Raw genomic sequence first — 16,678 nt, forward strand, 5'->3', positions numbered from 1 at the left:
CCGTTACTGTCTTGATGTATTGCAAAATAATTATATTAAAATAGTAAAATTATGTAAATTTTTTTATTTTCTTTTTTTGCTTATATATAGTATAAAAAAATTAATATTTTAAAAATCACCCAATTGATGATTTTTAAAATTGACTTATTTTGCTTTATTTTGAGTTGTTTCATTTGCTTTCTTATTAGGTTCTCAAGTAAATGGTTTTAAAGCTTCATAAATAGCTTTTTGAGCATCATTTGGTTTTGTTGCAACAGTTTTATAGTAATCTTTCATTATACCACTTTCAAAACCTCCATATGATGAATTACCACCGATTAAAACATATGACTCTGATCATGCTTCATTTGATGCAACCGGATTTCCATTGTCGTCTTTGGTAAACATAACACCTTTAACATTTGCATCAAAGTTACCAAATAATTTACCTGTTTGTTCTAAAACACCTTTACGATCTTGTTTTTTATCATTTTCTTTATTTTGATTGATGTTTAAAAGTCCATGACTAGCAATATCGTTAAAATCATCAAAGTTATCCCCAATACGCATTACAGTTTTTAAAGCAACATTATTTCCGAAACTACCATTATCAGAGTTTTCACCTGATAAATCTCATCCTTTACTATTTACAAGGTTCATTCTTGCTTCTTTATTAGAGTTAACAACTTTTTCTTTATCAACTTCTTTTTCAACTGTTTTTTCACTTCCGTCTGCTTGTTTTTCAGTAACAGTTACTTTTTCTTTTACAACATTACCTTTTGAATCTTTAACTTTAGTTTTGTCAATTGCTGTTCAAGGTTTAGCATTAGATAAGTCTACCCCTTGCATTCAGAATGCTCATTTAGGTAGGTATTTAGCATCTAATCCTGCTTTTTCAAGATTTGAAATAGTTGCATCTAATTCAGTTGCTTGGTCACGATTAGAATTATACATTACAACTCCACCGTGATTTCATACATATTTAATAAAATCAATTGCGCCAGCAATTGCTGTTGATACTTCATCAGTAACAAATTGATGTCATGTTTTAGGACTAAATGAAAGTCCATTAGCAGTTAAATAATTTTGATATCCAAAATTATTTAAAATGGTTTCATCGATATCCATAAATACAACCGGAATTGCTTTACCTGTTTCTGGATTAGTAACAGTTACTGATTTATCTGTTACCTTTACTTTATCAGTATCAAATAATGTTTTTTGTCCTTGCACCATAGCATCAAATTGTTTTTGTGCCGAACGGTATTGTCCTAATGTCATTGCATCTTTTTCAGCCGAAATGCTATTTCAAATGTTTGAATTTACTCTGATGCTTTTAAAATCAATTTTAGCATTTTCGTGAGTTTCTGGATGACAAGCAACAGCAACAGTTACTGATGCAACCGTTGCTGAAACTGCTCCTAAACTTAAGAATATTTTTTTAAATTTCATTAAATCTCCTTTTAATGTTAATATTCTTAATTATATTATTTTTTTATAAAAAACACAGCTGTTTGCTGTATTTTATTGGGATATTATATTATTTTGATAAATTACGTGTGCGAACGATTGTATAAGGCATTAAGGCCATAAATCTGGCTCTTTTAATTGCATTAGCAACCTTTCTTTGGTGTTTTGCACAAGTTCCGGTCATTGATTTTGATTTAATTGATCCAGTTCCAGAAATATATTTGAATAATAATTCAACATTTTTAAAATCTACATAATTAACTTTTTCTTCACAGAAAGCACATACTTTTTTTCTATTTGAGAAGTTCTTTTTACGTTTAATGTAAGCCATAAATCTCCTTGGTTTAACTAAAATATATCAATATCATCATTAACATCTGATTCTAAATCACCTAAATCGTGTAATTTTTCTTCAATTGGTTTTTTATTTGGGTACTCTTCAACTACAGGATTTGGTGAAAATGACTGTGATGATATTGGTTCAACTTTTTCCGTTGAATAAGTATTTTTTGGATATGAACTGGTACCAGTAAATGGACTAGTGCCGATAAAATCATCAGAAGAACGATTTTTAGCACGTTCATCAGTAACACGTTTTGATTCTAAGAAGTAAAAAGTATCTAAATGCACATCCAAACTTCTGATTGTTTGATTCGATGTACGTGACTGATAAGAACTTGATTGTAAATTACCTTCTACAGCAATTAAGGTTCCTTTTGGAACTGAATTTTTTAACAAAATTGCTGAATGTGAAAATGCAACAATAGGAATAAAATCAGTTATTTCATTGCGACTTTGGCTTCTGCGTGTTACTGCAAGTGTAAATCTTACTCAAGCAACACCTGATGATGTAGTATTTAATTCAATATTTGTAGTTGTTCTTCCGATTAAAATTACTCTGTTCATAATTACCTTTTACTTATTTATAGATGTTTCAGCTGGTTTACTAACTCTTGGACGTCTTCTAGGTTTTTCACTTTCCTCGTTAACTTTAACTTCTCTTTTTACATATGTTCTTTTTGGTTTAGATTGTTTTACTTCTTTTTTTGGATGCATCCCTCTTTCAGTATCTAAGTTAATTAACAATGTTCTTCAAATATCTTTAATAATATTTGCCCGACGGGTAAATTCTGCAGGTGCTTTGGCATCTGCCTCTACATGTGCTAAAACATATTGTGCATGTTTTGATTTATTGATTTCATATGCTAATTCGTGTCTTTCTAGTTTTTCAGCTTTTTTTATACCCTTGCCGAAAACTTCTGAAAGCAAGTCAAAAGCAACTTTTACATCCGCTTTTGGATTCACGATCATCATAATTTCGTATTTAAACATTTTTCTCCTTATGGTCTTTACTGGGCTAAATTAGCCAAGGAGTATCTAATATAATACTCATTATTAATTTTATCATTTTCTTGTGTTTTGTTACTATAATATAAATTAAATTTATAGACAGGTTGCTTTATACTTTATATTCTTATAATCCTGTATCAAAGGGATAAAAGTTCTGTAATTTAGTGTTATTTGTAAATTTAAATTTTACTCAAATAAAAAATTTACAAATAATTGTCATTAAAACATTAAATTATAATATTTATTATTGCATAAATCAACAAAAATTTATAGAAAGTAATTATATAAATTTCTATAAATTTTTTAAATTTTTCTTACAAAATATTGTATTATTATTGAATATGAAAAATTTAGTAATAGTCGAATCCCCTAATAAAGTTCAAACCATCCAAAAATATTTGGGTGATGAATATAAAGTAGTTGCTTCAGTTGGACATTTTTTGAAAATGAAAACCGAAGGTATTTATGGACTTGGAATTGATTTTGAAAATTGAGAACCAAAATATTCATTAGATTCAACTAAGAAAAAGGTAGTAAAAGATATTAACGAGTTAGTTAAGCAAGCAGAACATATTTATATTGCAACTGACCCAGACCGCGAAGGAGAAGCAATCGGAAGTCATTTGATTTCCTATTTTAAACTTGAAAACAAATATTCAAGAATAAAATATAATGAAATTACCAAGGATGCTATAAAACATGCGATTCAAAAACCAAACTCACTTGATAATGATTTAGTTGCTGCACAAAAATCACGTCGTATGCTTGATCGCATTATCGGTTTTAGAGTAACTAATTTAATTAAAAATAAGTTTAAAAATTCTCCCGGCACACCTACTGCAGGACGTGTGCAGTCAATTGCTCTAAAATTAGTTGTAGACCGTGAACGAGAAATACAAGCTTTTATCCCTGAAAAATACTATAAATTAAATGCAAAACTTGTTAATAATGAAGTTTTAGCAAATTATTTCAATCCAAAAAATGATTCAGAACATCGTGATTGAATTTATCCGAGTCAAATTGATCAATATAAAGCTGATATTAAAAAAACTAAGAAAATTTTAACGGTTACTGATATTAATGTTTCCAAACGTAAAATCGGTGCTATTACCCCACTAAAACAATCTGTTTTATATAAAAAGAGTCCGTTTAGTGCTGCAACAACCCAGGCTATTGTGCAAAGATTATATGAAGGTTTTGGTGACGGTGGATTAATTTCTTATCCAAGAACCGATTCAACCCGTATGTCTGCTTCATTTGTATCAAATGCACAAAGTTATATAACTACAAAATGAAGCAAAGACTATGTAGCTAGTGAAATAAAAGGATTTAGTGGTGACCAAGATGCTCATGAAGCGATTCGACCAACTGATGTATCTATGACACCGCAACTACTAAAACAAACATATCCTAATATCAGTGAATCGGAGTTAAGAATTTATAAGTTGATTTACGAAACCACCTTGCAGGCACTAATAAAACAACCAATTCGTGAATCAAAAGCATATACATTTGATAACAACGGATATCAATTTCGACAAACTTATTCAAAAGTTATTTTCGATGGATATTATGTAGTTTCTGGTTATGAAAATGATAACAAAGATCCAAATTATAAACTTCATCAGCAAGTAGATGTTGAAAGTTTTAATTTTGAAGATCATGAAACTAAGCCTGCTCCGAGATATAATGATGGTAGTTTAATTGAAATGCTTGATATTATCAAAGTTGGGAGACCTTCAACATTTGCTTCAACTGTTAATATTATTAAAGATCGTGGATTTGTTGAAACAAATTCAACACAACTTATCCCGACTGATTTTGGAATGAAAGTCAATGATACATTAATTAAAGCTTTTCCAGATATTTTTAACGAAAAATACACCGCAGCAGTTGAAGAAGATCTTGATAAGGTAGCCGAATCACAACTAAACAAGAATCAATTAATGCAATCTTTTTGAGATAATTTTCAAAAAGAAATTGTTAAAGCAGAGGGTAAAATTGATGTTGTGCAATTTAAATTAGAAGAACTAAAACGTCCTTGTCCACTTTGCAGCGGAACCTTGCTGATTCGTAATAATAAAAAAGGTCAAAAATTCATCGGTTGCAAAAACTTCCCTAAATGCAAACATGCAGAAAGTTGCACCGATGAATGTAATCCTATCGAACAATCACAGTAATGTGATTTTTTTATCCCGGGACCAAAGGGATAAAAAAAACTAACTTTCGTTAGTTTATGCTTTATTGTTTGAACCAAATTCATAAATTTTATCACGAACTGTTTGACACATTGCATCATAACCTGGTTTGTATAATTTACGTGGATCAAAGTTTTTACCTTTTAAATCTTCTCCAGATATGATGAATTCACGAATTGCTTTATGATTTGCTTGTTGTAGTTCGGTATTAACATTAATTTTAGTTACACCTAAAGAAATAGCTTTTTTAATTTGTTCACTTGGAATTCCACTGCCTCCATGTAATACAATCCCTATTCCTGCTGCTGATGAAATTTTAGTTAAAGTTTCAAAACTAAGTGATTTTCAACTTGCTGGATATGGTCCGTGAATATTTCCGATTCCGGCTGCTAAGACATCGATTCCGAGTGTTGCCATCTTACGAGCTTGTTCAGGATCAGCGAATTCTCCGTTTCCTACAATCCCATCTTCTTCACCCCCGATGGTTCCTACTTCAGCTTCAAATGACATATTTTTTTCTTTTGCTAATTCAACTAATTCCTTGGTTTTTGAGTAGTTTTCTTCAAAATCAAGATGCGATCCATCAAACATTAATGAAGTGTATGCTTCGGTAGCAATTGCTTTTTTTGCTCCTTCAAATGTTCCATGATCTAAATGTAATGCGACTGGAACACTAATATTTAAATCCTGAACCAATCCTAACATCATTCCTGAAACAACATTAAATCCACCCATATATTTAATTGCTCCTTCAGAAGTTGCAATAATCACTGGTGATTTTTCAGCCTCAGCTGTTAAAAGCACAGCTTTTGCTCATTCAAGGTTGTTAATATTTATATGTGGAATCGCATATTTTCCTTCTTTTGCTTTATGTAGCATTTCCTTTGCATTTACTAATGGCATAATTCTCCTTAATTTGCAGCTCTTCAGCTACCATCTATGTTTCTGTGAAATCTTTTATCTACTGTTAACAAACGATAAAGCTCACCCATTTTGGTTTCACGAACTTTTTCATAAGGTAAATTAGGTTCACCTTTAACAAATCTAAAGTATCAGTTATCCTTTAATTCTTTTTCAACTGCATCAAAAAGTTCTGCGAATGTGAATGAATAAAGTGGATTAGAGTTAACTTTTTCAATCGCTACTTCTAACATTGTAGTATTTTTCATAATTTCTCCTTTTTTATTTTATATATTTATTTGTTTTTTTTAAATATTTAATCACTTTGATTATAACAAAATATGGAATCAATTACATTTGCTCAGGTGCATTTACACCCATTAAATCTAAAGCAATTTTCATTACAATTCTTATTGATTCAATCATTGCTGCATATGATTCTTCTTGCTCATTTGTTTGAATATATGTTTGTTCATAAAAACTGTTAAATAATTTTACCAAATTAAGCAAATATTGACTTAATAAATTTACTTTTGATGTCACAGAAATCGTTTTAATTAAATCTGAAAATAAATCAAGTGTTATAATGATTTTTTTAGCCTTATCAGTAAATTTGGCAGTGTTATTTAAATGTGGTTTTTTAATCTTCTTAAGCAACGAAACAATGCGTGAATAAGTGTATTGGACTAAAAATACAGGGTTATTTGTATCATTTGAATTAGCATAATCTATATCAAAATCAAATTTATTTGATATTTCTCTAGTTAGCATCATAAAACGAATCGCATCAGATGAACTTACATCTAAAAGGTCTGCTAAAGTAACTGATGTCCCTGCTCTTTTAGACATTTTAAATTCACTACCATCTTTTATCAATCTAACTAGTTGAATAATTAGTACTTCTAGATTTTTTGGATTATATCCTAAACACTGAAAAGCGATTTTCATCCGAGCAACATAACCAGAATGATCTGCACCTCAGATGTTTATTAAACGACTTGCTTTTTTTATTTTAGTCAAATGATATGCAATATCAGGTAATAAATAAGTATTACTTGCATCCGATTTAATTAATACACGATCTTTATCATCACCAAAATCACTGGTTTTTAAAAATAATGCACCATCTTTTAAATATGTATATGGAGCTAATTTTTCTAATACTGGTTTAATCATATCTTGCTCATATAGAGAATTTTCAGATGTAAAAGTATCAATATGAATGTTAAGTTTTGCTAAATCATCTTTTATTTTATTCAACAATATCTCAACAGCAAGGTTTTCAAGTTCACTACGTTTATTTGTATTAAGATCCAAAAAGTAATCATTATAACTTTCTTTAACCTGCTGTGCTACTCATATGATATCATTACCTTGATAGCATTCATCTGACATTTTAAGATTTTTACCAAACAATGCTGCATAACGCACATATAATGAATTAACTAAGATGTTAATTTGATTTCCGGCATCATTTATATAATATTCAGATTCAACATTATATCCAATATGCCTTAAAACATTAATTAAAGTACTTCCGAAAACCGCACCACGCACATGACCAACATGCAAAAAACCTGTCGGATTAGCAGAGATATATTCTACATTTATCTTTTGTCCTTCTACTTGATTTTTTGCATACAAAGATTTTTGCTCTAAGATATTCGATATTATATAAATAAAAGCAGAATCATTTAAAACAATATTTAAAAAACCTGGTGGAGCTATATCAACTTGATAAATAAATTTAAATGAATTTGCTAACTTTTCAACGAGACATTCTGCTATTTTCATTGGATTTATTTTTTTATATGCTTTTAAAACAAATGCTAAATTAGTTGATAAATCATATCTTTTTGCAACCGAACTTGTTTTTACAGGTAAATTAGGTTCACCTAAGATAAAATTTAAATCATCTGCATTAAAATCTACATCAAAATAATGTGATTCTTGTAGTTTTTTAACAATATTAATTAATTCTGCTTTTATAAGTTGTGTTAATGTCATTTATTTTCCTTTATATATTTAAATTTTAACAAATAAAATTATTTTTATATGGATTTGGTAAAATATTTAGATATTAGAAATTATTGATGTTATGAATTCTGCATGAATAATGTTGCTTATATAATTAAAAAAGATTTTTATATTATCTAAAGACTCTAATGACTGTGTACACCTTAATAAAAATGGTTCTGCAAAATTTCCATATTATTTATATTTTCTTTTTGTGCTATATACTAGGTAAATATGTTATTTTAAGAATATTAACTTAATTTATTATTATATATTATTAAAACTTATTTATCTATATCATAGGTATAAAAATTTTTATACATTTTTATAAACAAGTTATCTAATTAACCAAAAATCAAAAAATATAATAAATAAATAACAGAATTTATTTTATATATATAATATTAAAACACTATTTTATTAAAAGGAGAATGATGAGAAAACATACCATAGTTTTAATTAACGGAAAAAGAAGAAGTGGAAAAGGATTGCTAACACAAGCATTATCTAAAAAGTTAGCTAAAAAATTTGATAACAATGTACATATTTTATCCTTTGCAGAACCTATAAAAAGTATTACTAAACCGATTTTAGATGAAATAAAATGAGATGGAATAAATAAAGAAATTGTACGTCCGTTATGAATTGCAATGGGTGAAGTAGGTCGAAACATCGATAGCAACATCTGATGCGCACGTGTCTTCGATAAAATAAAAGCAACTGTGAAACAATCAATTAAGGGCAGCAAAAGCACCTTATTTATAATAGATGATTTGCGCTTTCCAAACGAATTAGACTTCTTTAAAAAGAATGTTAAGGATTTAGAAGCAACTTTGAAAAAAAGTGATGACGAATGTCGTGTGATATCAATTCGAATTGAAAAGTTTATGGATGCTAATAAGTTTGTGGTGGGTGTTGATGATAATTCAACAGAAACAAGTTTTGATAAATTGGTAAATATATGTTTTGACCATATTGTCCCACAAAACACTATGATTAATGAAGAATGGGAAGCAGATTTTAAAGGAGTAGAAATTTCAGCAAATACTATTGTGAAAAATTTCTTTAAATAAATGGCAAGAAAATATTTTAACAAACAACATTATATTATCGATAAGGAAAATAGGGTAATTAAGTTGCTACCCGAATTTTATTCAGAATTAAAAACTTTTGATAAATTCAGAGGGTATAAAAAGATTGGAGGAAGCAGTGTTGGTGATATTTTAATTGAAAATAAATATAAATCACAATTTAATGCTTTCTGTCATATCACAAGACTTAAATTACCTGTATTAAGTAAAAAATACATTAATGCCGGAACTATTTTAGAACCTAAAATCTTTGATCTTTTAAGAGCAAAATCACCAAATTTGTATATAGAAAACTATGAAGCAAAAAACTTCAATTATGATTATTTTGCAGGTGTTGATGATGTTTTAAGTGGTGTTCCAGATGGATATATTCCATCACTAAATAGAATTTTAGAAATTAAAACAGCTGGTGAAAGTAAAAAAGATAAATGAGAAATTGAGGGTGTTGATGCATCATATCGCAAGCAAGCACAATTATATGCATATTTAATGTCTAAAAAGTTAAATAAACCGATAACAACTTATTCAATTATTGCTGCTTTTTTAATCGATGCTCTTGGTGATTATTTAAACCCACAAGCAGTAGATTTAAATAAACGTAAAATCAAATCATATACTTTTAATGTTAATAATGCTGAAGTCGAAGAAGATATTCGATTGGTTAAGGATTGATATTATAAATATACTAATACCGATACATCTCCACAATTTGATTTTAGTAATGATGCTGATCAACTTGAATATTTAGAATGTGAAAATTATGAACAATATAACCAATTAATTGCAAGATGAAAAGCCATCGGTAAAGCAGATAAGGATTTTTTTGATTAAATTAATTGTCGCAGTTGATGAAAAAAACTGCATTGGATATAAAAACCATCTTCCTTGAAATACAAAAAACGAATTAAAAGTTTTTAATAAGATAACTCAAAATAGTGTTTTGGTTTTTGGTGCAAGAACTTTTTTTTCTTTGCCAGATGATTTTGATACATCAAATCGGGAAGTTTGAGTTTTAACCTATTATCAACCTTTTGAGATACCAGAAAACAAAAAATTACGACCACATCGTGTTTTCTTTGATTCAGGCCCAGCAACTGCTGCGATGCTTAAATGTGATAAGGATATTTTTATTTGTGGTGGAAGATTTTTATATTTAGATTATTGACAAATAACTAAGGAAGTATATGTTTCAGTGATTAATGGTACTTATAAATGTGATACATATTTTGAATACATTGATAAAAGCCAATTGATACCAGAAAATATTATCCATCAAGAAGCAGAATTCACTACATATAAATATGAACATATTAACCATGAGAGATAAAAAAAAGATACGGTTAGTATCTTTTTTTACTTTCTGACAATTCCGACTATTTCAGTTGTGGTGTCAGCTTTAGAATTATTATAAACTTCGAAGTTTGACATACTTCCTTCATGCAGCACAACGACAATAACATCGCTGCGAAGGTTTTGTGATTTAATAAATTCTAAGTCTACACTTGCAAGCTTATCACCAATTTTTACTTTATCACCAACTTTAACTAAGTCTTTAAATCCTTGTCCATTCAATTTAACGGTATCAAGACCAATATGAACTAGCAATTTAACACCCTCATCTGTTGTGATTCCGTATGCATGCTTGGTGTCTGCTACTAAATCAATAGTTCCAGCAGCAGGTGTATAAACATTTCCTTCAGTAGTTGAATCAAATTTAACTACAAAACCATTACCAAGCATCTTTTCAGAAAAGATACCGTCTTTTAAATCTTCTAATGGCAAGATTTTTCCACGAGCAGCAGTATGTAATTCAAGCGATTTAGCCGAAGTAATTATTTTTGGCTGTGATTGTGATGTTGTAGGAGCAACAAATTCTAGTCCTTTATGTTCTGCTTCATATTTAGCAATTAATTCTCTTTGCGATTTTATTTTAGCATTAAGTTGCTCAGAAACAGGACCCATAATTGCTTGTGCATGGTTATTTCCTTCAATTTTTACACCAAATGCACCAGCAGCCTTTAGTTTATCAACATCAACCTTACTTGCATCTTTAACATCATATCTAAGTCTAGAAGCACAGTTATTAAAAGCTGTAATATTTTCTAAACCACCATATGCTTCAACCACTGCTAAGGCAGTAGGATCTATTTCGCTTGCTGCTTCATCATTTACTTGAGCATTTTTATTTTGAAAATCTGCTTTTGTAAATAGTTTAGTATTCCCTCCACGTCCTGGAGTAGCAAGATCGAATTTCTTAATTACAAAGTAGAAGACAAAGTAGTATACTGGTGCATAAGCAGCACCTATAACAAGTGTTCATCAGAAATGAGTTCCTTTTGCTACATTTATTACTCCATAAATAAAGAAGTCTAACAATCCACCTGAGAATGCTTGTGGAATATGCACACCAGCTAAGTTAGCAAACATAAATGACAATCCAGCCATAAATGCATGGAAACCTCAGAATAGATATGGTGCTAAAAATAAGAAGGTAAATTCGATTGGTTCAGTTACACCTGTAAGCATTGCTGTAAATCCGGCTGGTAGCACTGTTCCTAAGGCAACTTTACGATTTTCTTTTGGAGCAGCCATAATCATAGCGGCTGCAGCTGCAGGAAGGGCTATAATCATAAATCCAAACTTACCATCAGTAAAGCGTCCTATCTTTGTTCCTAATTCATCTGCGACAAAGACAAATAATTGTTTAGATATATGCAAATCAGGTTTACCTGCTTGCTGCAAGGTATAATCAATATTGTTTGGCATCCCAACAAGCGATAATGCAGCAGTTGAATCACCTTGGTATTTATCAGGGTCCTTAGTAATAGCTTTTATTAATGTAGTTAATGTATCACCTGGAATTAATGTAATATTTTCTTTTTGTAATCCTTGTTGTCAATTAACAAGTGATGTATTTAAATCTCCACCAACACTTGAATATCATAATGGAGCATAGAATACATGGTGTAATCCAAATGGAATTAACGATCTTTCGATGATACCAAAAACAAGTGATTCTATACCATATGGAGCTTTTCCAAGTGCTGTTCCAAAAACATTTAATCCAACCCCAATCCATGGTCAAAAAATTAAGAAGATGATTGCAACAATAAATGCAGCAGGGATTGCAACTATTGAAACAAATCTTTTACCACCAAAGAAAGAAATAACTTGTGGGAGTTGTATGGTGTGAAAACGATTATATAATCATTGCACTAATAATCCGATTGTTATCCCACCAAATACTGAAGTTTGCATTGACTTAATCCCTAAGGTAGTTCCAACTAATTTAACTAAGTTTTGCGGATTACGTCCTGCTCCTTGAAAGAATATTGTATAACCAGTTATTTTTGTTTTTACAGAATCTCGTAATGCACCATTAAATCACTCCTTACCCATATACTTTACTGTATGATCAAAAATAAAGACACTCTGAACAGCAGTAAAGATTAAAAAGGCAATTATCGTAGCAAACACTCCGACTCCTGCTTCATCCGTGAATGCAATCACAAAGGCAGTTGCAAATAACAATGGTAATGCACCAAAAACTGGGTCTCCTAGTTGTTTAACTAAATTACCTATTATATTTGCAGTGCTTCCTTCATCAGCACCAGTTGCAATTGCTGCACCGATTCCTAAAAATAAACCAGCAATAGACATAACGGAGATCGGTAACATAAAAGCACCAGAAATTTTTGATAACACTTTACGAACCTTACCAGATCCAGAGTTATTTAATTTCTTCTTTTGTGTCGATCTCTGAAACATTAATTTAATTGATTTCATTTTTTTTCCTTATATAGTTTTGTTTTCTTATAACTTATAAATTATAACACATAGCAAATTTATTTAATTTTTTTATAAAAATAAGGAAACGAATCCTTATTAATATGTAATACCATATTCTTTTTTTTCATATTGCTTCTTCATTATAGATAACGGAAGCAGGATAATATATAGAATAAAAACATAAATTGGAATTGATATCAGTGATCTAATTACAATTGGTGTCATAAATATTAAATAGTGTTGTGATAATGTGTATTTACGACCTAAGAAGTAGTTAGCAAAACGAATGAATGCAAATGGTCCTCAAATTCAACGGGCTACAACAATTAATGCAACTGTTAAAAAGAATGATAGAACTAAAAAGCCAATTCTATTTTTGCTTTGTGAATCATTTTTAGTTTTTAAATAATAAATAGTTAAGGCTATCATAATAAATATAAATGCAGCAGCAAAAACTAATAAAATTATCCCAGCTGCAAGTGATATTTTTGAAACTCCAAAGGTTTTAGAAATTCTTATTCCTTTAGGATTATTAACTTGTGATAAAAATACAACTAGCAAAATAACAAAAATAACAACCAATGCAATATTCATCACAATCATCGATGTTTGTTTATGTTTTTTAAATAAATCAATAAATCATCCAATCAATACTGTTGCAATAATCGGAACGATGGCATAAACTCAATGATAGAAACCGATTCTTCCTGAAAACAGCAATCCAAAAAAATCAGCCATAAATGATAATAAAGCACCTTTGAATTTACCTAAAAAATAAGCAAAGAGAATATAAAAAGCAAATTCAAAATCTAAATTGATTATTCTAGCTGCTGTAAAGTTTTTAATTAAAGTTAATGTTAAAAATAAGGCAAATAAAATTCCTGCAAATGAAATATCTTGAATTGAGAAACCATATTTTTTACGTCTTGCATATTTAAACATAAAATGATATTTACCATCTTCAAAAAATAATGAAATTAATAAATATGCTCGATACAATGGTCCTGATAAATATGTATAAAAAGAGATGTTTAATAGTTTTAAAAACCTATTTGTTTGATATTTATCATCCAAATGCTTATAAAGTAGTTTTTTTCAGTAAAATTGCTCATAATATCCAAAAAAGATGCTTAAAATAAACAAAATTACATCAAATAAAAATAAAAAAGCAAGATCTGAGTCTTGCTTGATTTTGATATCAACTAAATTAAGACTCGGAATGATAACGATGCTAAATACTAGCAAACCTATAAATAAGAGTTTAATGAATGTATTGGTAAATCAATACCTTCATAACTTTTTTTCAATCGTTAAAATATTCATGTCAAAATTTTAGCAGAAACTCTTAATTAGCAATACTTTTATTTTCAGTTTTTTTCGGATAAATATATGTTAATTTAGTATCAGCATCTAAACTTGTAAAACAGTATTTTAATTTATCTAAAATATTTAACTCATTGACTTCACTAACATGTCCTAATGAAATGGTTTGCTCATCTTCATAAATATATTCTTTTAAGATTTTTGAGTTCATCCGATAGAAATTTTTATAATATAAAGCAACATCCCACATTTTCTCATGGTTATATAAATCAGTTGTCTCAATATTTTCAGTTTTATCCTGTGCTCGCACTTCACCAAAAATAATATCATCACCTATATATAAAATCGGAAGCAAATGCTCAGTTTGCTGCTCAGTAAATTTACTTATAGATTTACTGAGTTTCTCGCTCATTTTGTATAACCTAAAAAGTTTGATATTGCTGGTTAGTTTAAATTTTTCATCTAGTTTCATTCTTACCTCGTTATATATATAAGAAAATGTATATTTAAGAACTAAAAAAGAACAAAAATAATTGGATAGTTTGGATAGGATAAAAATATTTTTATATTTTTGTTAAAAAGGTTTATAATATTCCTGCATCGTTAGCTCAGTCGGTAGAGCAGCTGGCTCTTAACCAGCGGGTCGCAGGTTCGAACCCTGTACGATGTACCATTTCATTTTTATGATCAAACCTACTAATACAATTAGTAGGTTTTTGTTACCCAAGGATAAAAATAACACCAAAGGTGTTATTTATTGAATAAATTATATGTATCAACTCGAAACAAAGCTTTTTTAAGTTTCGTTTCTAATAAGGCTAAATCAACTGTATCTTTATTACTTTTAATTGCCTCAGTTAATGATGCAGCATCCTTTTTAGCTCGTTCTATATCGATTTTTTTAACATCAATAATATCATCGGTTATAATATTGATTTTATGTTGGTCTGCATAAACTATTCCACCACCAATATAATATGTTAAAGTATCAGATTTAGATGTTTCAATCTTCAAGGTTCCAATTTCGATACTTGAAAACAATGGAGATCGGTTTGGTTGCAATCCAATGTAACCTTTAGGTGTTTTTAAGGTAACAATATATACTTTACCTTCATAAACAATTCCATTTGGTGCAGTAATTTTAAGATATGATGTATTAGCCATTATTCTTTTGGTATCTTTCGATTACATCTTCAATGCTTCCTGCATATCTAAAGATATCTTCAGGATATGAATCATAATCACCATTTAAAATTGCTTTAAAACTGCGTATGGTGTTTGAAAGAGGTACATATTGTCCTTTGATTCCTGAGAACTTTTCAGCGACAGTAAAAGGTTGTGATAAAAAGTTACGGATTCTACGGGCACGTGCAACGATTTTTTTATCTTCTTCAGAAAGTTCACCCATTCCTAAAATTGCAATGATATCTTGTAGTTCTTTGAAGCGTTGTAAAATCGAAATTACACTTTGTGCAACATTATAATGCTCCGCTCCAACTACCAGAGGATCAAGTAATCTTGATGCGGAGTTAAGTGGATCGATAGCAGGATAAATTCCTAAGGATGCAATTCCACGGTCTAAAACAGTTTTAGCATCCAAGTGGGTAAATGTTGTTGCAGGAGCTGGATCAGTTAAATCATCGGCAGGAACATAAACAGCTTGAACTGATGTAATTGATCCACGACGTGTTGAAGTAATCCGTTCTTGTAAAGCACCCATTTCAGTTGCTAAGGTAGGTTGATAACCAACTGCAGAAGGCATACGTCCTAAAAGTGCTGATACTTCTGAACCTGCTTGGGTGAATCTGAAGATGTTATCAATAAACAATAACACATCTTGATTTTGTTTATCACGAAAGTATTCAGCCATAGTTAAACCACTTAGAGCAACACGCATACGAGCTCCAGGTGATTCGTTCATTTGTCCAAAGACTAAGGCGGTTTTATCGAGCACACCAGCTGCTTTCATTTCGTGGTATAAATCATTACCTTCACGGGTACGTTCACCGACACCAGCAAACACTGAAAGACCATTATGTTGGGTAGCAATGTTATTGATTAACTCTTGCACTAAAACTGTTTTTCCGACTCCTGCACCACCAAATAAACCTATTTTTCCACCTTTTGCATATGGGATTAATAAGTCAATAACTTTAATCCCGGTTTCTAAAATTTCAGAAGATGTTTTTTGTTCTTCATATGATGGAGAAGGAGCATGAATTGGAGCACGGATTATTTCACCTTCAAGCGGTAACTCATCAATCGGGTTACCTAAAACATCAAAAATACGACCTAAAACAATATTTCCAACCGGAACCGAAATAGGTGCTTTGGTATCAACAACTGTCATTCCACGTTGCAACCCATTTGTGCTACCCATCGCAATGGTTCGAGCAGTATCGTCACCAATATGTTGCGCTACTTCTAATGTATAAACTTGTCCATTATCAGTTGTTATAGTTAAAGCATTAAGAAGTTTTGGAAGTTTTCCTTCACTAAAACGCACATCAACAACAGGTCCTAAAATTTGAACAATTGTTCCATTATGTTGTTTCATATTCT

16 protein-coding genes and 1 tRNA gene are annotated in these 16,678 nt (G+C 30.0%); 5 read left to right on the forward strand and 12 right to left on the reverse strand.

Features of this window, described 5'->3' with window-relative positions:
* Nucleotides 1–144 precede the first annotated feature (144 nt).
* The 4 genes from ACXYRO_RS01690 to rpsF form a co-directional block, all read right to left on the reverse strand.
* Entirely contained in the window at nucleotides 145–1,431 is a 1,287-nt protein-coding gene (locus ACXYRO_RS01690; protein WP_458614123.1) for an HAD family acid phosphatase, read from the reverse strand.
* Nucleotides 1,432–1,519: 88 nt separating this feature from the next.
* A complete protein-coding gene (gene rpsR, locus ACXYRO_RS01695; protein WP_458597513.1) occupies nucleotides 1,520–1,780 on the reverse strand; it encodes a 30S ribosomal protein S18 in 261 nt (86 codons plus the stop codon).
* A gap of 17 nt (nucleotides 1,781–1,797) precedes the next feature.
* Nucleotides 1,798–2,355 carry a single-stranded DNA-binding protein gene (locus ACXYRO_RS01700; protein ID WP_458614124.1) on the reverse strand — a complete coding sequence of 186 codons (558 nt, stop codon included), beginning with the start codon at nucleotides 2,353–2,355 and terminating at the stop codon, nucleotides 1,798–1,800.
* Between the two features lie 9 nt (nucleotides 2,356–2,364).
* Nucleotides 2,365–2,781, reverse strand: coding sequence for a 30S ribosomal protein S6 (gene rpsF, locus ACXYRO_RS01705; protein ID WP_458597515.1), 417 nt, complete (start codon nucleotides 2,779–2,781; stop codon nucleotides 2,365–2,367).
* A gap of 359 nt (nucleotides 2,782–3,140) precedes the next feature.
* Between rpsF and topA the strand changes: the two genes are divergently transcribed.
* Nucleotides 3,141–4,979 carry a type I DNA topoisomerase gene (gene topA / locus ACXYRO_RS01710; RefSeq protein ID WP_458614125.1) on the forward strand — a complete coding sequence of 613 codons (1,839 nt, stop codon included), beginning with the start codon at nucleotides 3,141–3,143 and terminating at the stop codon, nucleotides 4,977–4,979.
* Nucleotides 4,980–5,033: 54 nt separating this feature from the next.
* Here topA and fba read toward each other — a convergent pair whose 3' ends face one another.
* The 3 genes from fba to argS all read right to left on the reverse strand — a co-directional run bounded on the left by fba (nucleotide 5,034) and on the right by argS (nucleotide 7,904).
* Entirely contained in the window at nucleotides 5,034–5,900 is an 867-nt protein-coding gene (gene fba, locus ACXYRO_RS01715) for a class II fructose-1,6-bisphosphate aldolase (RefSeq protein WP_458597517.1), read from the reverse strand.
* A gap of 8 nt (nucleotides 5,901–5,908) precedes the next feature.
* Entirely contained in the window at nucleotides 5,909–6,166 is a 258-nt protein-coding gene (gene rpoE, locus ACXYRO_RS01720) for a DNA-directed RNA polymerase subunit delta (protein ID WP_435129364.1), read from the reverse strand.
* A gap of 82 nt (nucleotides 6,167–6,248) precedes the next feature.
* A complete protein-coding gene (gene argS / locus ACXYRO_RS01725) occupies nucleotides 6,249–7,904 on the reverse strand; it encodes an arginine--tRNA ligase (RefSeq protein WP_458607553.1) in 1,656 nt (551 codons plus the stop codon).
* Nucleotides 7,905–8,347: 443 nt separating this feature from the next.
* On the opposite strand from argS, the gene ACXYRO_RS01730 reads away from it, so the two are divergent.
* Genes ACXYRO_RS01730 through ACXYRO_RS01740 form a run of 3 tightly spaced genes read left to right on the forward strand, consistent with a single transcriptional unit; the run spans nucleotide 8,348 to nucleotide 10,331 of the window.
* Nucleotides 8,348–8,986, forward strand: coding sequence for a hypothetical protein (locus tag ACXYRO_RS01730; protein WP_458597519.1), 639 nt, complete (start codon nucleotides 8,348–8,350; stop codon nucleotides 8,984–8,986).
* Nucleotides 8,987–9,835: an MAGa7180 family putative nuclease gene (locus ACXYRO_RS01735; RefSeq protein ID WP_458614126.1), complete on the forward strand. Its 849-nt coding sequence runs from the start codon at nucleotides 8,987–8,989 to the stop codon at nucleotides 9,833–9,835. It begins immediately after the preceding gene.
* Nucleotides 9,828–10,331 (forward strand): dihydrofolate reductase, encoded by a 504-nt coding sequence (locus tag ACXYRO_RS01740; protein ID WP_458614127.1) that lies wholly within the window; start codon nucleotides 9,828–9,830, stop codon nucleotides 10,329–10,331. Before ACXYRO_RS01735 ends, ACXYRO_RS01740 begins: the two co-directional genes overlap by 8 nt.
* A 26-nt stretch (nucleotides 10,332–10,357) precedes the next feature.
* On the opposite strand, the gene ACXYRO_RS01745 is transcribed toward ACXYRO_RS01740, so the two are convergent.
* From ACXYRO_RS01745 to ACXYRO_RS01755, 3 genes are all read right to left on the reverse strand, one after another.
* Entirely contained in the window at nucleotides 10,358–12,790 is a 2,433-nt protein-coding gene (locus ACXYRO_RS01745) for a PTS transporter subunit IIABC (RefSeq protein WP_458614128.1), read from the reverse strand.
* A 99-nt stretch (nucleotides 12,791–12,889) separates the two neighbouring features.
* Nucleotides 12,890–14,116, reverse strand: coding sequence for a hypothetical protein (locus ACXYRO_RS01750; RefSeq protein ID WP_458614129.1), 1,227 nt, complete (start codon nucleotides 14,114–14,116; stop codon nucleotides 12,890–12,892).
* Nucleotides 14,117–14,138: 22 nt separating this feature from the next.
* Nucleotides 14,139–14,588: a hypothetical protein gene (locus ACXYRO_RS01755; RefSeq protein ID WP_458607558.1), complete on the reverse strand. Its 450-nt coding sequence runs from the start codon at nucleotides 14,586–14,588 to the stop codon at nucleotides 14,139–14,141.
* A gap of 125 nt (nucleotides 14,589–14,713) precedes the next feature.
* Between ACXYRO_RS01755 and ACXYRO_RS01760 the strand changes: the two genes are divergently transcribed.
* A tRNA-Lys gene (locus ACXYRO_RS01760) sits at nucleotides 14,714–14,789 on the forward strand.
* A gap of 77 nt (nucleotides 14,790–14,866) precedes the next feature.
* Here ACXYRO_RS01760 and atpC read toward each other — a convergent pair.
* Entirely contained in the window at nucleotides 14,867–15,280 is a 414-nt protein-coding gene (atpC, locus tag ACXYRO_RS01765; protein ID WP_435129342.1) for an ATP synthase F1 subunit epsilon, read from the reverse strand.
* Nucleotides 15,273–16,673 carry a F0F1 ATP synthase subunit beta gene (gene atpD / locus ACXYRO_RS01770; protein ID WP_458597525.1) on the reverse strand — a complete coding sequence of 467 codons (1,401 nt, stop codon included), beginning with the start codon at nucleotides 16,671–16,673 and terminating at the stop codon, nucleotides 15,273–15,275. The genes atpC and atpD overlap by 8 nt, the downstream gene beginning before the upstream one ends.
* Between the last annotated feature and the right edge of the window lie 5 nt (nucleotides 16,674–16,678).

The organism is Mycoplasma sp. 4013, from assembly GCF_054353875.1.